Origin of the sequence: Pseudotabrizicola formosa (assembly GCF_002900965.1) — a bacterium.
GTDB classification, from domain to species: domain Bacteria; phylum Pseudomonadota; class Alphaproteobacteria; order Rhodobacterales; family Rhodobacteraceae; genus Pseudotabrizicola; species Pseudotabrizicola formosa.
The window spans coordinates 1106645-1123857 of record NZ_PJOM01000002.1 but is presented as its reverse complement, the minus strand read 5'-3'; the positions used below and the strand labels follow the sequence as shown (position 1 = coordinate 1123857).

The following is a 17213-nucleotide window of genomic DNA, read 5'->3' as shown; positions in this document are numbered from 1 at the left end:
ACAATGGCCAGCATGGTGAGCGACGCAACGCAGGATGAGAGATCTGCCAACCTGGTGACCCTTCTGCTCGCCGGGGGGCGCGGATCGCGTCTTTATGAGTTGACCGAGCGGACCTGCAAGCCGGCGCTGCCTTTTGCGCGACGGCGGCGGATTGTGGATTTCACCCTGGAAAACATCGTGCGGTCAGGTCTGCAGCACGTGATCGTGGCCAGCCAGTACCGGGCCGAGCCGCTGGAAGACTATCTGCAGGCCGCCTGGAGCGGGCGGCTGGGGGATGGGGCGCTTCGGCTGCGGCGGGGGTCAGACCTGCCGGATGCGGAGTTGGGTTATACCGGCACGGCGGATGCGGTGTGGAAGAACCGGGCCGATCTGGACGGGCTTGGCGCGCGTGAGGTGCTGATCCTGTCGGCGGATCATGTTTATGAAATGGATTATCGCCCGCTGATCGCGGCGCACCGCGCCTCTGGCGCGCGCATCACGGTGGCAGCGCAGCCCGTACCGCGCGAGGCCGCGCGTGACTTTGGCGTGATCACAGCCGATGACGGCGGCCAGATCCGCGCCTTCGTCGAAAAGCCCGCCGCGCCCCGCGGGATGCCGGACCGGCCGGATCAGGCGCTGGCCAGCATGGGCATCTACATCTGCGACTGGCGTTGGCTGCGCGACATGCTGGCGCGAGATGCGCAGGTGGCGGGCAGCGGCCATGATTTCGGCCATGACATACTGCCTCAGGCGGTGGCCGCGGGCGATGCTTTTGCCTGGGTCTGGAACAGCGAGCGCGGTCAGCCCGCCTTCTGGCGCGATGTGGGCACGCTGGACAGCCTGCGCGAAACCGCCCTGCTGTTCGAGACCGGTGAGGTGCCTTGCGCCTTGCCATCCCCCGATCTGGCCGATCTGGAGCCGGTGCTGTCGCGCTTTGGCATGTCGACTACGGTGGGTGGCCTGCGGCTGTTTGCGCCGCTGCACAGCCCGTCCGGAAAACCGGGCTGGGGCGTGGTGGAGCAATCGGTGCTGATGGATGGCGCGCGATTGTCGCCGGGCTGCCGGTTGACGCGGGCGCTGATTGCGCCGGGTGTCACCCTGCCCGAAGGGCTGGTGGTGGGCGAAGACCCGGTCGAGGATGCGCGCTGGTTCCGGGTGACCCCGGGGGGGACGACGCTGGTGACCACACAGATGTTGTCGCGCCGGGCCGCGAGCTTGCCGCGCACAGCGCGTCAGGGACGGTTCAGATTTTTCCAACAGATGGTGTCATGATGCTAAAAGCCGTTACGCAGGATGTGGCCTTTGACCGGGACGCAGGCCATCCTGATGCCCTTGGCGCCGAACCCAATGGAGATGGCGTCAATTTCGCGCTGTTTTCAGACCATGCCGAGCGGGTGGAGCTGTGTCTCTTTGGCCCTGACGGGCAGACCGAAACCGCCCGTATGGACATGCCCGATATGGAGGGCGGGGTCTGGTTCGGCTTTGTGCCGGGGCTGATGCCGGGCCAGGCCTATGGCTACCGCGTTCATGGCCGCTATGCCCCGGAAGAGGGGCACCGTTTCAACCTGAACAAATTGTTGCTGGACCCTTATGCCCGGCAGCTGACTGGCACGCTGACTTGGGATGATGCGCTGTTCGGCTATCCTGTCGGCGGTGAGGATACGGCATTTGATGACCGCGACTCCGCCCCATTCATGCCGCGCGCCTTGGTGGTGGACCAGAATTTTGACTGGTCGGCAGACCGCGCCTTGCAGACGCCCTGGGACAAGACCGTGATCTACGAGGCGCATGTCAAGGGACTGACGATGCGCCATGACGGGGTGGTGCAGGCCGATCAGGGCACCTTTGCCGGGCTGGCATCCGCCCCGGTGATTGATCACCTCAAGGCACTTGGGATCACCGCCATCGAATTGCTGCCGGTGCAATCCTTTGTGCAGGACCGGCATCTGCTGGAAAAGGGGCTGTCGAACTATTGGGGGTATAACTCGCTGTCGTTCTTTGCGCCGAATGCGCCTTATCTGAAGACCGGCAAACTGTCGGAAATCAAGGATGCGATCCGCCGCTTCCATGATGCCGGGATCGAGGTGCTGCTGGATGTGGTCTACAACCACACGGCGGAAGGCAATGAGATGGGGCCGACCCTGTCGTTCCGCGGGATCGACAACGCATCCTATTACCTCCTGTCGCCCGAAAACCCGCGCCACAGCTTTGACACCACCGGCTGCGGCAATACGCTCAATGTTGCGCATCCGATGGTGTTGCGCATGGTGCTGGACAGCTTGCGCTATTGGGTGCAGGTGATGCATGTCGACGGGTTCCGCTTTGACCTTGCCTCGACCCTGGGGCGCGAAAGCGCGGGCTTCGAGCGGGAAGGCGCCTTCTTTGCCGCGATCCGGCAAGACCCGGTGCTGAGCCGCGTCAAGCTGATCGCCGAACCATGGGATATCGGCGAGGGCGGCTATCAGGTGGGCGGTTTCCCCTGGCCCTTCCGGGAATGGAACGACAAGGCGCGCGATGACCTGCGCAGCTTCTGGCGGCGCGATGCCGGCCTGCGCGGCGATCTGGCGCAGCGCCTGCTGGGGTCACCGGTGCAGTTTCACCACTCCCGCCGGCCGGCGACCTCTTCGGTCAACTTTCTGGCGGCACATGACGGTTTTACCCTGTGGGATTGCCTGTCTTATGATGACAAGCACAACGAGGCCAATGGCGAAGACAATGCCGATGGCCACGACAACAACCTGTCGCACAACATGGGGGCCGAAGGTCCGACCGATGACCCCGGTATCCTGCATGGCCGCTTGCGCCGCGCCAAGGCGATGTTGGCCAGTCTGCTGATGTCGCAGGGCGTTCCGATGATCCTGGCGGGCGACGAGCTGGGCCATTCGCAGCAGGGCAACAACAACGCCTATTGTCAGGATAACGAGCTGGCCTGGATCAACTGGGCCGAAGCGAAAGCCGAACTGGTGCAGGCCGTGGGTCAGATGACGGCGCTGCGCAGCGATCTGGGTCTGGCGCGACGGCGCTTTGCCGTTGGGGCCGGGGATGGCGACGGCATGGCCGACGAGGCGGTGTGGCTGCACGCCGAAGGGCGCGAGATGCAGGACGGCGACTGGCAGCAGGAAGGGCCGCTGGGGCTGGTGCTGCGCCGGGCAGAGCGGGCCGATGTGCTGGTTGTGCTGAATGCGGGCGATGACGCAGATTTTGTCTTGCCCGAGGGCGACTGGACCCTTCGGCTCGACAGCGCGGCCGAGGCCGTCGTGCCGCAGGAGGGGGCCGATGCCTCGCGTTCGGGGCAGGTGATGGTGCCGGGGCAGGCGGTTCTGGTTCTGGTGCAAAGCTGACCGCTGCGCCGGAACCCCAGCCGGGGGACCGGCGTTGTATCTGCACAGGGTCGGGCAGCCGACCCGGCAGAATCCCTGCAACCGCGTGAAAGGAGTTTCCATGCTCACCCCGACAACCGCCGCGATGATGCTTGATACCGAAACCGGCACTGCACCCGAAGCGGCCCCGGATGCCGCCGATGCCTTGCTGGCGCTGCAACGCCGGACGGCGGATGCGTTGGCCGGTTATGTCACCATGGTAGACAAGGCCGAACCAGAGTTCCGCCCGGTGGCCGAACGGTTCCGCGCGATTCATGACCGCCACAATGCGGCCCTGACCGCCATGTTGATCCGCCACGGCGTCGAACCCGATGCCGACGGCAGTTTCATGGGCACCGTCAACAAGGCTGTGGTGTCACTGCGCGCTTTGTTCGATGACATTGATGCCGATGTGATGGACAGCATCCGCGATGGTGAAAACCACGTGCTGGAGGCCTTTGACGACGCCATTGGCGCAGCTGGCATGCCGCCAGCGGACGTAACCCAGCTGCGCGACATGCGCGATGAGCTGACAGTGCTGTTGCAAGACACCCGCCATCTGGACTGAGGGTTTGACGGGCTCGGGCCGGCCTTATGCGCTGCACCCCCGTCATGAACTTGCGCTACAGGATCCGGTGCGGGGCTTTGCCCTGTATCGGTTGGTAACAAGTTGTCTGATTTCCGTTTGGTATTTCACGAGTGGCACTGCGCCGGGGGAAGGCCTTCCCCCGGCGTAATTTTTTCACCGTATCCGGCTGGAAGGGGTTCGCGATGCTTGGCTCCAGGTCAGGGGAACCTGCCGGTGCTGATGCGCGTTTGCACGGTGCCGGAGCCTTTGCCGGTCAGGAGTCTGTCAGCATGAAATCTGTCGCGATCATCGGCACCGGGCCGACCGGCCTTTACACCTTTGCCGGGCTGAGTGCCGGACCGGCCTGCCGGATCACCTTGTACGAAAAGGGCGACACCATCGGCGTCGGCACGCCCTATTCCCTGGACTCGGCCACCAAGGCAATGCTGGCCAATATCGCAAGTATTGAAATTCCACCACTGGTGACAGGCTATCTGGACTGGATGCAGGCGCAATCCGATGCCGATCTGGCGCGGTTCGGGCTGGTGCGTGCCGATCTGGATGAACGCCTGTTCACGCCGCGCCTGATGCTGGGGAGCTATTTTCATGACCAGTTTCAGCAGCTGATCGCGCGGGCGCAGGCGGCAGGCCATCAGGTGGTGGTAAAAACCGGGGTCGAGGTGACCGATATCGTCGCGCAAAGCACTGGCTTGCGGCTGGTGGTGGCGGCGGCACCGTCTGAAACGGCGGTGTTTGACCATGTGATCGTGGCCTCGGGCCACAGCTTTGCCGAGGATGATCCGGGCACAGGGCGCTATTTCCCCAACCCTTGGTCCGGGCTGATTCAGACCGACATTCCCGCATTGCGCGTGGGCATTCTTGGCACCTCGCTGAGCGCGATCGATGCGGCGATGGCGGTCGCAACCCAGCATGGGCGCTTTCGTCTCAGCGGGCGTGGTGAAGACCTGACCTATGACCTCGACGATGCAGCAGCGGATGGCACCGGCCTGCAGATCACCTTGATGTCACGCAGCGGGGTGTTGCCAGAGGCGGATTTCTATTGCCCCATTCCCTACAGCCCCTTGCAGGTGATGACCGACAGCGCGCTGACGCAGGCGCTTGCCGGGCCAAGGCCGCTGGATGCGGTGTTCGATCTGTTCCGGGCCGAGATTGCAGTGGCGGACCCGGAATATGCCGAGAAGATCGGCCTTGACCAGTTGACGGCGGATGATGTCGCGCAGACCTATTTTGCAGACCGGATGGCGCGCGATCCCTTTGGCTGGGCGCGGGAAAACCTGCGCGAGGTCGAGGCGAACAAGGCCAATAAGGTGACGGTCGGCTGGCGTTATGCCATCTTGCGCATGCATGAACAGGTCGAAGCGGTTGTGGCCAGCTTACCCGAGGCCGACCGCGCCCGGTTTGATGCGGGGCTCAAGCGGGTGTTCATCGACAATTACGCCGCCGTCCCACCGGAATCGATCCGCCGTCTGCTGGCGCTGCGGGATGCGGGCGTGCTGCGGGTGGTGGCATTGGGCGAGGATTATGATCTGGAGCCCGGGCCGCAAGGCACGGTGATCACCTTGGCACCGGATGCAGATCAGGCCGCGCCGGCGCGGCAGATGCGGTTTGACGTGTTCATCGACGCGCGCGGCCAGCGCCCGATGGCGGCAGAGGATATGCCCTTTCCCGGGCTGCGCCGCGCCGTGCTGGAAGCGGGGCAAGAGGTGCCGGATCTGGACGCTGCCTTCGCGCTGACCGGCGTGCCGGGGTTCGAGGGGCGCTTGGTGCTGGCGGCCTTGCCGTACCTGATGCACGACCGGCCGTTCGTTCAGGGCATCACCGCCTCGGCCGAAATCGGGGCGGTGATTGCCGAAGCCCTGGCAGAAGAGATGCGGGCCGAGACCCCGCGCGCGGCGCGGCGCAAACGGCGCATCGATCAATGGGGCTGGGCGGCCTGAGGCTAGCCGTTTTGTGCACAGTGTCGCGCGCTGGCCTGGACCTAGCCGCGCAAAGCGCGTGCTTCGGCCGCAAGGGTGGTGACGGTGGCCCAGTCGCCCTTCGCCATTGCCTCTTTGGGCGCGACCCAAGAGCCGCCGACGCAGAGGATGTTCTTGAGTGACAGATAATCGGCCGCGTTTTTCAGGCTGATGCCCCCTGTAGGGCAAAAGCTGACCTGCGGGATCGGCGCGCCGATGGATTTGAGAAAGGCCGCCCCCCCGGATTGTTCGGCGGGGAAGAATTTCTGCACCGTGTAGCCCTTTTCCAGCAAGCGCATCACTTCGGATGCGGTGACCGCGCCGGGCAGCAGAGGCAGATCAAATTCGGCGCAGGCGTCGAGCAGAGCCTCGGTTGCCCCCGGCGAGACGCCGAAGGTGGCCCCGGCCTCCTTGGCGGCCTTGACATCCGCGCGGGTCAGCAGCGTGCCTGCCCCGACGACGCCGCCCGGAACCTCTGCCATCACTCGGATTGCGTCCAGCGCGCAAGCTGTGCGCAAGGTGACCTCCAGCGCAGGCAGACCACCCGCGACCAGCGCTTCGGCCAAGGGGCGGGCATGCGCCAGATCGTCGATCACCAGCACGGGAACGACGGGGGCAAGGCGGCACACGTCAAGCGCGCGGGCGGATTGTTCGGCGGGGGTCATGGGCATGGTCCTTTGGCGGCAGAGAGGCGGGGAGGGCAGGAGCCTCCGGCGGGGATATTTAAGAACAGATAATGAGACAAGAGGGTGCTGCGTCAGACCACCACGCCGGCACCGGTGTCGGCGGTGCCGACGGTCTGGCGGAAGACGTTGAAGAGTTCGCGCCCGATGCCATGATTGTTGGCCGAGAGATCGGCGGTGACGGGGGGGCGGCTGTCGAAATCCTCTGCCAATACGCACAGCGTGCCTGCGACCGCATCAAGGCGGACGATGTCGCCGTCGCGCAGGCGGGCGAGGGGGCCGCCCTTGGCGGCCTCGGGGGAGACGTGGATGGCGGCAGGCACCTTGCCGCTGGCCCCCGACATGCGGCCATCGGTGACCAGCGCCACGTTGAGCCCGCGATCTTGCAGCACCATCAGGGTGGGGGTCAGCGAGTGCAGTTCGGGCATCCCATTGGCGCTGGGGCCCTGAAAGCGGACCACGACGATGGTGTCAGAGGTGAATTCGCCCGCCTTGAAGGCGGCCTTGACCGCATCCTGGGTGTGAAAGATGCGGACCGGGGCCTGCACGATATGGCGCTCGGGGGCGACGGCGGAGACCTTGATCACGCCGCGCCCAAGATTGCCGGACAGCTGTTTCAAGCCGCCGCTGGAGGCAAAAGGATCAGAGGCGGGCCGCACGATTTTGTCGTTCAGGCTGATGCGCGGGCCGTCCTGCCAGCCGAGCTTGCCCTCTTTCAGCGTGGGTTCCTGACGGTAGGCCTCCAGCCCGTCGCCCTGAACCGTCTTGGCATCGGGATGCAGCAGCCCTGCGTCCAGCAGCTGGTTGATCAGGAATTGCAACCCGCCGGCGGCGTGGAAATGGTTCACATCTGCAAGGCCGTTGGGATAGACCTTGGCCATCAGCGGGACCACATCGGACAGATCGGCAAAATCCTGCAGATCAAGGATCACCCCGCTGGCCCGCGCCATCGCCGGCAGGTGCAGCACAAGATTGGTGGAGCCCCCCGTGGCCATCAACCCCACCAGACCGTTGACATAGGCCCGTTCGTCGAGAATCTCGCCGGCCGGCCGGAAATCATTGCCAAGTGCGGTGATCTGGGCCGCGCGTTCCACCGCTGCCGTGGTCAGCGCGTCACGCAAAGGCGTGCCGGGGTTGATGAAGCTGGAGCCGGGCAGGTGCATCCCCATGAATTCCATCAGCATCTGATTGGTATTGGCGGTGCCGTAAAAGGTGCAGGTGCCCGCGCCGTGATAGCTGGCCATTTCCGCCGCCATCAGCTCGTCGCGGCTGGCCTTGCCTTCGGCATAGGCGTTGCGGACGGCAGATTTCTGATCATTCGGGATTCCGCTCGTCATCGGTCCGGCGGGCACGAACACCGCCGGAATATGGCCGAAGCTGGCGGCGGCGATGATCAGGCCGGGCACGATTTTATCGCAGACGCCAAGGTAGAGGGCAGAGTCGAAGGTGTTGTGGCTCAGCGCCACGCCTGCGGCCAGCGCGATCACATCGCGTGAGAACAGCGACAACTCCATCCCCGGCTGGCCTTGGGTGACGCCATCGCACATCGCAGGCACGCCACCGGCCACCTGCGCGGTGGCCCCGGCGGCACGAGCGGCGGCGCGGATCAGGTCGGGGTAACGTTCAAACGGCTGATGCGCCGAGAGCATGTCATTATAGGCGGTGACGATGCCGATATTGGGGGCGCGGGTGGTGGCCAGCGTGTCCTTGTCCTGCGCCATCGCAGCATAGGCATGGGCCTGATTGCCACAGGTCAGATGGCTGCGCGCGGGGCCGGCGGCCACGGCAGCGCTCATCTGGCGCAGGTAATCGCCCCTTGGTCCATGGCTGCGCGCGCGGATGCGGTCGGTGACGCGGGCGATCGTGGGATGCAGGGTCATGGCGGGCCTTTGCGTTGTGGCTGGCGGTGGCATCAGCGTATCAGAATTTGTTAGCGCTAACAAGAGCGGGTGCCCCCCCAGCCGCTGCCAGAGCCCCAGGGGGCCCGCCGCCAGGCAAGGCGAGGCGCTTCTACAGGGGCTGTGGCCCGCCCCGCAGACACCACAAAACCCCGCTTTTGCACAGATTTGCGCGTAATCGTGCCATTTTTGGCAGCTATGCCTGCAAAGACAAGGGGAAGACCTCCCCGGAGGATTTGGTGATGAAGACACTGCTTATACCGGTTCTGTCTGTGGTGATGGCTCTGTCGGCCTGTGGCACCGGGCCGGAGGTTATGCAGGCGGACCGGAGTCAGATGACGCTGGCCACGCAGGGGCCGGGGGCGGTCCGCCTCCCGGCCGGAGCGCAGGTGATGGCGGCGCAATACGATGTGCAAGAGGTCCGCGTCGCGGTGCCCGACAGTCTGAAGGTGTCGGAAGCCAATATGTTCTATCCGGTGGCCGATATCGTCTGGCGCGGCGAGCCGAGGGGCAATCGCCATGCGCAGGTGGCGGCGATGGTCCGTGAGGCGATGGAGCGCGGCACCAGCGCGATGACCTCGGGTCGCCGCGTTGTGGTGGATGTCGAGGTGACACGCTTTCACTCGGTAACGGAAAAGACCCGTTATACAGTGGGTGGCACCCATTCCATGCGCTTTGACCTGACGGTGCGCGATGCTGAAACGGGCGCGGTGATCGACGGGCCACGTGCGGTGGTGGCCGATGCAAAGGCTGCTGGCGGCAAACAGGCGGTGGCCGAGGAATTGGCAGGTCGCACCCAGCGGGTGGTGGTGGTGGACCGGCTGGCGCAGGCAATCCGATCTGAACTCTCGGCGCGGGTGACAGACCCGATGCTGCTGGCCCGGGCCCTGACGCAGCCGGATATCGTGACCCTGCGCTGAGGGGCATTTCCCAAGCGGGGCGTTTGCGGTAAGGGAAGGGGATGATGACCCCTCCCGTTGCGCATGACGCCCCCGACTCCGTTTCTGATGCCGATGCCCGCACCCTTCCCGTGGTGCGGCTGAAACCCAAGGCCGAGGCCCGGGCGATCCGGCACGGCTTCCCTTGGGTCTATGCCGATGAGCTGGTCACCGACCGGCGGACCCAAGGTCTGGCCCCCGGCACGCTTGCCGTGCTGGAGGATGGTGAGCGGCGGCCCCTGGGGCTGGTGACGGTAAACCCCAAATCAAAGATCATCTGCCGAATGCTGGACCGTGACCCGGCAGCGGTGATTGACCAAGCCTGGTTCGAGCTGCGGATTGCCCGTGCGCTGGACCTGCGCGCGCGGCTGTTCGACGCGCCCTATTACCGGCTGGTGCATGCCGAGGCCGATGGATTGCCCGGTGTGGTGATTGACCGCTTTGGCGATGTGGCCGTGGTGCAGCCGAATGCGGCCTGGGCCGAGGCGCATCTGGATGTGCTGGTGGCGGCGCTGATGGCGGTGACGGGTGTGGCGTCGGTGGTCAAGAACGGGACGGGCCGGTCACGCAGTCTGGAAGGGCTGGCCGAAGAGGTCGTTGTGGTGCGCGGCGCGGTGGACGGGCCGCTGACAGTGCCAATGAACGGGGCGCTCTACATGGCCGACCTTGTGGGCGGCCAGAAGACCGGGTTGTTTTATGACCAGCGCCCGAACCACGCCTTTGCCGCGCGTCTGGCACGGGGCGCGCGGGTGCTGGATGTGTTTGCCCATGTCGGCGGCTTTGGCCTTGCCTGTCTGGCGGCCGGGGCAGAAAGCGCCTTGTCGGTGGACGGATCGGCCCCGGCGCTGGCTTTGGCCGCGCAGGGTGCTGCTGCAATGGGGGTAGAGGCACGCTTTGCCACCCGCCAGGGCGATGCCTTTGACGTGCTGGAGGCCTTGGGGGCCGAGGGCGCGCAGTTTGATCTGGTCATCTGCGACCCGCCCTCCTTTGCACCGGCCAAACCTGCGCTGGAAGCAGGCTTGCGCGCCTATGAGCGTGTGGCGCGGCTGGCAGCGCCGCTGGTCGCACCGGGAGGTTACCTGGTGTTGTGTTCCTGTTCTCACGCTGCCGATCTGGCCTCGTTCCGCAATGCAAGCGGTCGGGGCATCGGGCGCGGCGGGCGGCGGGCGCAGCTGATCCACACCGGCTTTGCCGGGCCAGACCACCCCATGCTGCCGCAATTGGCAGAATCGGGCTATCTGAAGGCGCTGACCTTCCGGCTGGACGGGTGACGCGCTTGCGGGCGGTTCTGGACGCCTGCGTGCTCTATCCGACCGTGCTGCGGGAGATCCTGATGGGATGTGCTGCGGCGGGGCTGTACGAGCCTTTGTTTTCCGAACGCATCCTGCGCGAATGGGTGCGGGCGACGGCCAAGCTGGGGCCGGTGCAGCAGGCTGTGGCGGAGGGGGAGGCGGCACTGTTGCGGGCGCGCTTTCCGGCGGCGATGCTGCGCGAGCGGCCAGAGATCGAGGCCCGGCTGATGCTACCGGACCCTGATGATGTGCATGTGCTTGCGGTGGCCATCGGTGGATCGGCCGACTGTATCATCACCTTCAACGCCATGGATTTTCCGCGCCAACTGCTGGCCGAAGAAGGGGTGGAGCGGCGCGATCCCGATGGGATGTTGTGGGAGTTTTGGTCGCACAACCCGCAGGACGTGGCGCAGGTTGTAGAAGATGTCCACGCGACCGCCTGCCGGCTGGCAGGACAAACGTTCAGCCGCACATCGCTGTTGAAGCGGGCGCGGCTGAACCGGTTGGCAAAGGCATTGGACAGGGCAGGGGTCTAAACCCATGCGAAAGATTACTCTGCCGGCGGAGCATCCACTGCCGGAACATCGGCGGGCGTGAGCGGGTCAACATTCTGCGCCGGTACGCCGGGCGATGACTGTTCGGCCCGCGGCACCAGTGCCGATTCGGCTTCGGTTGCCGATGGGGCGGGGTCCGTTGTCTGGCCGGTGCGGCTGTCGATCTGGGTCTGTTCGCCCTGCGGCGGATTAGATTCCGAGACTTCGTAGCCGACCCACCACAGATAGTAGAGGCCGACGGCAAGGACCACGACGATCATCCCGATCAGCGGGCCGCGGTGACGGCGCTTCTGTTTTTCGATATTGGTTTGCGGGGCGGACATAAGGCCTCCTGTAGAGTGTCAAATTACACAGAGGCAACGCAAGACCCGGCCATGGGTTCCATCAAAACAACGGTCAGCGGGCTTGCCAACGGATTTCCGCCGCCTCGATCGCCCTGATGCGGTCATCCGTGCGGGGGTGGCTGAGCAGCCAGGCCGGCACGCCCGGGCCTGATGTATTGGTCAATGCTTCCAGTTTGCGGAACAGCGATTTTTGCGGCGCCGTGCCAATGCCCGCCTTGACCAGCAGGGCCGAGGCATAGGCATCTGCCTCGAATTCATCGCGGCGCGACATGCGGGCCATCAGCGCGGTGGAGATCAGGTTGGCAATCCAGACCCCCAGCACTGGAATGAATCGGTTGAGCAGCGCCGACAGCATCACGAACACGGCATTCTGCCCGGTGAAGTCGATCATCCGGCGGCGGGTGTGGCCCAAGGCCACATGCCCCAGTTCATGCGCGATGACACTGGCCAGTTCTTCGGCGCTGACCTCGCCACGGGCCTTGCGGTTCATAAAGCCGCGGGTGAGGAAAATGCGGCCGTCGGGGGCGGCAAGGCCGTTGACGGCGTCAATCTCGAACACGTTGACCTTGATGGTGGGAATCTCCAGCGCCTGTGCCATCCGGTCGGCCAGGCGGGTGATGGCAGGGTCGGTCAGGGGCTGGCTTTGGCTGTCGAGCATCTTCCCCGTACGCCAGACCGAGAACCGCCACATGAGAAGGGCGTATCCGATGGCAAGGAGGATGGGCAGGAATTTGATCATGCTTTGGAATATGGGGCGGGGCGCGGCAAAGGGAAAGGGTCACTCACCGCGTTTGGCCAAATGCCACAGCCACCAGCCAAGCGCGGCGGCGATGGCCCCTGCGGCCAGAAATCCAACGATTGACCCGGCGAATTCGGTCGCAGCTTCCAGATTGTCGCCAAAGGTATAGCCTGCACCGACATAGACGCCCACCCAGACCAGTTCTCCTGCAACGGCGGCGGATGCAAAGGGCAGCCAGCGCATGCGGCTGGCCCCGGCGATCAGGTTGGCATAGGGCGCAAGCGGGCTGATCAGCCAGCGGGTGAGGAACACCGCCAATGTGCCCCGGGCGGCCACCTGGGCGCGGGCACGGTCCAGCAGCTGTTCCCGGGCACCGGTGGCAATGCGGTCGACCAGCGGGGCACCCCCCTTGCGCGCCGCCCAATAGGCGGTCTGGTCGCCGACCCCCGCGCCCAGCAGCGCGGCGAATGCCACCTGCCAGACCTCCAGATCACCGGCGGCGGCAAAGCCCCCTGCGGCCAGCATCAGCATCGACGCAGGCACCGGCACCCCGACACAGGACAAGAATGTGACCAGCGCCACCAGCCAGGGCCCATAGGTCGGCACGGCAGAAAGCATCCAATCGGTCACGGTGCCGCCACCCCGTCGCGCGCTTCGGTCAGGCGGTCGATGGCCGCCTCGACCTCGGCAATCAGGGTGGGCAAGGGGATGCCGCGGTCTTCGGCCAGTTGTTCCAGCGTCATCGGCTGGCGCCGCGTCGGGCCGGGCAGTCCCGCAGCGTCATACAGATCGCGCGGCGGCAACTGCCAGCTGCGGGCAATATAGCGCAGGGTCATCCAGCCTTCGACATCCTGCTCCTGCCGCGCCGGGTCGGACCAATAGATCACCTGCGCCACGAAGCGGCCGGCAAACACCAGTGTCAGGATCAGGGCCAGGGCGAAGAGGCTGGCCAGAAGCGGATGGCGGCGCAGCAGGGTCATCGGATCAGCCTGATGCCCCGGGTCAGGCCCTCAATGGTCATCGGCACCATGCGGCCCGCGAAAATGCTCGAAATCAACTGGGTGGATTGGGTATAGGACCAATGCGCCTCAGCCACCGGGTTGATCCACAGATGCTGCGGCCACTGCGCACAGGCGCGTTCCAGCCAGACCTGGCCGGATTCCGGGTTCCAGTGTTCATTCGCACCTCCGGGGTGCAAGATCTCATAGGGGGACATGGCCGCGTCGCCGACAAAGATGCACCGGTAGTTCGGGCCATAGCTGCGCAGCACATCCCAAGTGGGGGTCTGCGCGTCCCAGCGGCGGGCATTGTCACGCCAGACGCCTTCGTACAGGCAGTTGTGGAAATAGAACGGGACAAGGTGTTTGAACTCTGACCGCGCGGCAGAAAACAGCTCTTCCATCACCCGCACATAGGGGTCCATGCTGCCGCCGATGTCAAAAAAGATCAGCACCTTGACCGCATTGCGCCGTTCGGCCCGGGTCTGCACATCCAAAAAGCCCGAGCGCGCGGTGGACTGAATCGTGCCATCAAGATCAAATTCCTGCGCTGCCCCATCGCGGGCCCATCGGCGCAGGTTGCGCAGCGCGATCTTGATGCTGCGGGTGCCAAGCTCGGCCTTGTCATCCAGGTTGCGGAATTCGCGCTTGTCCCAGACCTTGACCGCGCTTTTGTGGCGGCTTTCGTGCTGCCCGATGCGCACGCCTTCGGGGTTGTAGCCATAGGCCCCGAACGGCGAGGTGCCGGCAGTGCCGATCCATTTGCTACCGCCCTGATGGCGGCCCGTCTGCTCTTGCAGCCGTTTCTTCAGCGTCTCCATCAGCGCGTCAAAACCGCCTAGCGCCTGAATTTCCGCGCGTTCTGCGGCCGTCAGGTGCCTTTCGGCCAGCTTTTCCAGCCAGGCGCGCGGCAGGTCTATGGCGTCCAGCACCTGTTCTGGGGTGATCTGCTCCAGCCCTTGGAAACTGGCTGCAAAGGCGCGGTCGAACCGGTCGATGTGGCGTTCATCCTTCACCATCGCCGTGCGGGCAAGGTAATAAAACGCATCGGCATCGTAGGTGGCAAGCCCTGCCGCCATGCCCTCCAGAAAGCCCAGATATTCGCGCAAGGACACCGGAACGCCGGTTTTTCGAAGGCAGTCGAAGAACGGCAGGAACATCGCTCAGCCTTTCCGCACGCCGGGCATCAGGATAAGGCGCGCTCTATGAAAATGGTCACGAACAGGCCCAACAGCATCAGCGCGATGGCATAGCCTGCAGCATATTGTGCCATGTCCAGCCGGTTGCCGCCGCGTTTGCGCGCGGTATAGGCCCCCAACACGACCCCAAGGACCAAACCCGCCAGAACGATCATCCGCTTTCCCTTGCCTGCTGTCCGGGGGCGGTCCCGCCTTAGCCCCGTGCGCCGCGCCGGGCCAGGGCCGCGATATCCGCCATCCGGGCCCGCACCTTATCTTCCGAGCCGAACGCATAGCGTGCCCAAGCCAAACTGTCGAGACGCGCCAACCGTGCCTCCGCCCCGCGGCCAAGCCTGCCCAATGCTTCGGCCTGCATCGCCAGCAGCGACGCCAGCAAAGATGCGTTCTGGTGGCTGCGCGCAACCGGCAGGGCGCGGGAGGTCAGGAACAGCACGGCGTCATCCTGCCCCGATGACAGGGCGAAGGCGGCCAGCTGCATATCGACATGGGCGGCATGGATCTGGCCGCCGGGCAGGCTGCGCCAGATCTGCGCCGCCTGCGCATAGGCCTCGGTCGCGGCGACGCTGTCGCGCGCGGTCAGGGCGCGGCCCTGGGCATAAAGGCTGAAGGCCAGACGGCCATCGGTCCAGCCTTCCGCCCGCGCGAGTGTCAGCATGCGGGCCGCGCCACTGGCCCGCGCGCCGGCATTGGCGCCAAAAGCGGTCTGGGTTGCCGAAAGGAAGGCGCGCGGGCTGATGCCCTTGGGGCGCCCCGCGACATTTTGTCCGGCGGGGTTCAGGCGGGCAAGGATCGCGGGCAGCCGTGCGGCCACCTGCGCCTCTGTCATCCCCGACCGCAGCGCAGAATCGTAGTGAACACGCAGCATCAGCATGTCGAAGCCGGTCAGAACCGAATGGAAATTGTCATCGTTGAACACGGAATCGGGCAGGCGGAACAGGTCGTTGAGCGGACCCAGCGCCTGCGCCAGTTCTTCATGCAGACAATCGCGCAGCTCTTGCGGGCTGGAATCCGACGCCAGCATGACGGCAATCTGCGTGCGACTGGGCAGCCGGCCCCAGTCCACTGCGGCGCTTCCCCGCTTTTTGCGGTAATCGGCCAGCCCTGTCACGTTCGGCACCACGAAACAGGCCGCAGAGGGAACAGCGCGCGACAGGGCGGATCTGGGCTGAAAATCAAGGGTGATCGCGGCGGGGCCATTGGTCTGGCGGATCGCAAGGCCGGCCTCGCTCTGCAACCGGGACAGCAGCGCTGACAAATCGCTCTGCGCGCTGGCAGGAACATGGCCAGTCAGCGCCACGGTGACAGGTGTTTCGAACCGGGTCAGCACGGGCAGGCTGCGCCCGCTTTCCATGCGGAAATTCAGGTCGAGAAAATCCTGCGCCATCTCGGCATTGCTGCGCTGCGCCGCAGGTGCCTGCGTGGGTGCAAAGCTGCGCAAGGGGACAGGGCCGGGCAGGGCAAGGGGTGGGTTGAACGCGGCCTTGCTGACGTCAGAGCCGGGTGCTGGCGCGCAGCCGGTAAGGCCGATGGCAAGGGCGGCGAGCAGCATGGGAAGACGCATGGCAGGGCGACCTGTGACAAAAGGGACGGCAGAGTGCAGACAGCAAGGGAAGATCAGCCCCCTTTGTCGGCAAAGGGGCGGCGGCGTGTCAACGCAATGACGCCGCATGTGTCAGCCCCGCGGCGCGCGATGTAGCTGACCCTTGCCGCCTTGCCGCCGGTGGGGGAGGGGCAGGACTGATCGGGCATTTAAAAAATCCCGCGCGCCCCGGCGGAACAGCTATGAGACGCGGATCGACGCAAAGGCCTAGCGGGTGCTGCGCGACAAAAAGGCGAGGCGTTCGAACAGCTGCACGTCCTGCTCGGTCTTGAGCAAGGCGCCGTGCAGTTTTGGCAAGGCAGATTTCGCGTCACCGCGCAGATCTTCCGGGCTCAGATCTTCGGCCAGCAGCAGTTTGAGCCAATCGAGCACCTCGGAGGTTGATGGTTTTTTCTTCAGCCCCGGCGTCTCGCGGATGTCGTAAAACTGCGTCAGCGCCGTGGTCAGCAGCGCCTCTTTGATCTGGGGGAAGTGCAGCGACACAATGGCACGCAAGGTCTCGGGATCGGGGAAGCGGATGTAATGGAAAAAGCACCGGCGCAGAAAGGCATCAGGCAGTTCTTTTTCGTTGTTCGAGGTGATGATGACCACGGGCCGATGCAGCGCGCGGACGGTTTGCCCGGTTTCATAGACGTGAAACTCCATTCGATCCAGTTCCTGCAACAGATCGTTCGGAAATTCGATATCGGCCTTGTCCACCTCGTCGATCAGCAACACAACCCGCGCGGGTGCGGCAAAGGCCTGCCAAAGCTTGCCCTTGCGGATGTAATTGGCCACATCATGCACGCGCGCATCGCCAAGCTGGCTGTCGCGCAGCCGGCTGACGGCGTCGTATTCATACAGGCCCTGCTGCGCCTTTGTCGTTGATTTCACATGCCATTCAATCAATTCCATCCCCAGGGACGCCGCCACCTGCCGGGCCAGTTCGGTCTTGCCGGTGCCGGGCTCCCCCTTGACCAGCAGCGGCCGTTGCAGGGTGACGGCAGCATTGACCGCCACGGTCAGATCTTTGGTGGCGACATAGCTCTGAGTCGAGGTAAAGGTCATTGCGGGATTTGCTCTTGCTGCGGGAAGGTGGCGTGCAGG

Annotated in this window: 17 protein-coding genes; 7 read left to right on the top strand and 10 right to left on the bottom strand. The window is 65.0% G+C overall.

Features of this window, described 5'->3' with window-relative positions:
- Window positions 1-3: 3 nt before the first annotated feature.
- From CXR43_RS09310 to CXR43_RS09295, 4 genes are all read left to right on the top strand, one after another.
- Window positions 4-1251: a sugar phosphate nucleotidyltransferase gene (locus CXR43_RS09310; RefSeq protein WP_246831324.1), complete on the top strand. Its 1248-nt coding sequence runs from the start codon at window positions 4-6 to the stop codon at window positions 1249-1251.
- A complete protein-coding gene (gene glgX, locus CXR43_RS09305; RefSeq protein WP_103334155.1) occupies window positions 1251-3320 on the top strand; it encodes a glycogen debranching protein GlgX in 2070 nt (689 codons plus the stop codon). Before CXR43_RS09310 ends, glgX begins: the two co-directional genes overlap by 1 nt.
- A 100-nt stretch (window positions 3321-3420) precedes the next feature.
- Window positions 3421-3906: a DUF2383 domain-containing protein gene (locus CXR43_RS09300; protein WP_246831323.1), complete on the top strand. Its 486-nt coding sequence runs from the start codon at window positions 3421-3423 to the stop codon at window positions 3904-3906.
- Window positions 3907-4196: 290 nt separating this feature from the next.
- Window positions 4197-5864 (top strand): FAD/NAD(P)-binding protein, encoded by a 1668-nt coding sequence (locus CXR43_RS09295; protein WP_103334153.1) that lies wholly within the window; start codon window positions 4197-4199, stop codon window positions 5862-5864.
- 41 nt (window positions 5865-5905) lie between these two features.
- On the opposite strand, the gene CXR43_RS09290 is transcribed toward CXR43_RS09295, so the two are convergent.
- Window positions 5906-6547 carry a bifunctional 4-hydroxy-2-oxoglutarate aldolase/2-dehydro-3-deoxy-phosphogluconate aldolase gene (locus CXR43_RS09290; protein WP_103333684.1) on the bottom strand — a complete coding sequence of 214 codons (642 nt, stop codon included), beginning with the start codon at window positions 6545-6547 and terminating at the stop codon, window positions 5906-5908.
- Between the two features lie 92 nt (window positions 6548-6639).
- The gene (gene edd / locus CXR43_RS09285) at window positions 6640-8445 is read right to left on the bottom strand and encodes a phosphogluconate dehydratase (protein ID WP_103333683.1); all 1806 of its coding nucleotides are present in this window, start codon (window positions 8443-8445) and stop codon (window positions 6640-6642) included.
- 260 nt (window positions 8446-8705) lie between these two features.
- On the opposite strand from edd, the gene CXR43_RS09280 reads away from it, so the two are divergent.
- Genes CXR43_RS09280 through CXR43_RS09270 form a run of 3 tightly spaced genes read left to right on the top strand, consistent with a single transcriptional unit; the run spans window position 8706 to window position 11229 of the window.
- A complete protein-coding gene (locus tag CXR43_RS09280; RefSeq protein WP_146036499.1) occupies window positions 8706-9383 on the top strand; it encodes a DUF6778 family protein in 678 nt (225 codons plus the stop codon).
- 44 nt (window positions 9384-9427) lie between these two features.
- Entirely contained in the window at window positions 9428-10672 is a 1245-nt protein-coding gene (locus tag CXR43_RS09275) for an RSP_2647 family RNA methyltransferase (protein WP_103334152.1), read from the top strand.
- 5 nt (window positions 10673-10677) lie between these two features.
- Complete coding sequence (locus CXR43_RS09270; protein WP_103334151.1) at window positions 10678-11229, top strand: RSP_2648 family PIN domain-containing protein; 552 nt, start codon at window positions 10678-10680, stop codon at window positions 11227-11229.
- Window positions 11230-11243: 14 nt separating this feature from the next.
- On the opposite strand, the gene CXR43_RS09265 is transcribed toward CXR43_RS09270, so the two are convergent.
- The 8 genes from CXR43_RS09265 to CXR43_RS09235 all read right to left on the bottom strand — a co-directional run bounded on the left by CXR43_RS09265 (window position 11244) and on the right by CXR43_RS09235 (window position 17174).
- Entirely contained in the window at window positions 11244-11570 is a 327-nt protein-coding gene (locus tag CXR43_RS09265; protein ID WP_103333681.1) for a hypothetical protein, read from the bottom strand.
- Window positions 11571-11643: 73 nt separating this feature from the next.
- On the bottom strand, window positions 11644-12330 hold the full coding sequence (locus tag CXR43_RS09260; RefSeq protein WP_103333680.1) for a M48 family metallopeptidase: 687 nt from the start codon (window positions 12328-12330) through the stop codon (window positions 11644-11646).
- 39 nt (window positions 12331-12369) lie between these two features.
- Window positions 12370-12960: a DedA family protein gene (locus CXR43_RS09255; protein WP_103333679.1), complete on the bottom strand. Its 591-nt coding sequence runs from the start codon at window positions 12958-12960 to the stop codon at window positions 12370-12372.
- Window positions 12957-13310 (bottom strand): hypothetical protein, encoded by a 354-nt coding sequence (locus tag CXR43_RS09250; protein WP_103333678.1) that lies wholly within the window; start codon window positions 13308-13310, stop codon window positions 12957-12959. The genes CXR43_RS09255 and CXR43_RS09250 overlap by 4 nt, the downstream gene beginning before the upstream one ends.
- Window positions 13307-14488, bottom strand: coding sequence for a vWA domain-containing protein (locus CXR43_RS09245; protein WP_103333677.1), 1182 nt, complete (start codon window positions 14486-14488; stop codon window positions 13307-13309). Before CXR43_RS09245 ends, CXR43_RS09250 begins: the two co-directional genes overlap by 4 nt.
- 26 nt (window positions 14489-14514) lie before the next feature.
- Window positions 14515-14682: a hypothetical protein gene (locus CXR43_RS17900; protein WP_168219792.1), complete on the bottom strand. Its 168-nt coding sequence runs from the start codon at window positions 14680-14682 to the stop codon at window positions 14515-14517.
- A 38-nt stretch (window positions 14683-14720) separates the two neighbouring features.
- A complete protein-coding gene (locus CXR43_RS09240) occupies window positions 14721-16088 on the bottom strand; it encodes a DUF2927 domain-containing protein (RefSeq protein WP_103333676.1) in 1368 nt (455 codons plus the stop codon).
- A 246-nt stretch (window positions 16089-16334) separates the two neighbouring features.
- Window positions 16335-17174: an AAA family ATPase gene (locus CXR43_RS09235; RefSeq protein ID WP_103333675.1), complete on the bottom strand. Its 840-nt coding sequence runs from the start codon at window positions 17172-17174 to the stop codon at window positions 16335-16337.
- Between the last annotated feature and the right edge of the window lie 39 nt (window positions 17175-17213).

Bases quoted from the DNA above. Each gene is read 5' to 3' on its own strand.
- CXR43_RS09310 (WP_246831324.1), top strand. From the start codon at position 4: ATGGCCAGCATGGTGAGCGACGCAACGCAGGATGAGAGATCTGCCAAC.
- glgX (WP_103334155.1), top strand. From the start codon at position 1,251: ATGCTAAAAGCCGTTACGCAGGATGTGGCCTTTGACCGGGACGCAGGC.
- CXR43_RS09300 (WP_246831323.1), top strand. From the start codon at position 3,421: ATGCTCACCCCGACAACCGCCGCGATGATGCTTGATACCGAAACCGGC.
- CXR43_RS09295 (WP_103334153.1), top strand. From the start codon at position 4,197: ATGAAATCTGTCGCGATCATCGGCACCGGGCCGACCGGCCTTTACACC.
- CXR43_RS09290 (WP_103333684.1), bottom strand. From the start codon at position 6,547: ATGACCCCCGCCGAACAATCCGCCCGCGCGCTTGACGTGTGCCGCCTT.
- edd (WP_103333683.1), bottom strand. From the start codon at position 8,445: ATGACCCTGCATCCCACGATCGCCCGCGTCACCGACCGCATCCGCGCG.
- CXR43_RS09280 (WP_146036499.1), top strand. From the start codon at position 8,706: ATGAAGACACTGCTTATACCGGTTCTGTCTGTGGTGATGGCTCTGTCG.
- CXR43_RS09275 (WP_103334152.1), top strand. From the start codon at position 9,428: ATGACCCCTCCCGTTGCGCATGACGCCCCCGACTCCGTTTCTGATGCC.
- CXR43_RS09265 (WP_103333681.1), bottom strand. From the start codon at position 11,570: ATGTCCGCCCCGCAAACCAATATCGAAAAACAGAAGCGCCGTCACCGC.
- CXR43_RS09260 (WP_103333680.1), bottom strand. From the start codon at position 12,330: ATGATCAAATTCCTGCCCATCCTCCTTGCCATCGGATACGCCCTTCTC.
- CXR43_RS09250 (WP_103333678.1), bottom strand. From the start codon at position 13,310: ATGACCCTGCTGCGCCGCCATCCGCTTCTGGCCAGCCTCTTCGCCCTG.
- CXR43_RS09245 (WP_103333677.1), bottom strand. From the start codon at position 14,488: ATGTTCCTGCCGTTCTTCGACTGCCTTCGAAAAACCGGCGTTCCGGTG.
- CXR43_RS17900 (WP_168219792.1), bottom strand. From the start codon at position 14,682: ATGATCGTTCTGGCGGGTTTGGTCCTTGGGGTCGTGTTGGGGGCCTAT.
- CXR43_RS09240 (WP_103333676.1), bottom strand. From the start codon at position 16,088: ATGCGTCTTCCCATGCTGCTCGCCGCCCTTGCCATCGGCCTTACCGGC.
- CXR43_RS09235 (WP_103333675.1), bottom strand. From the start codon at position 17,174: ATGACCTTTACCTCGACTCAGAGCTATGTCGCCACCAAAGATCTGACC.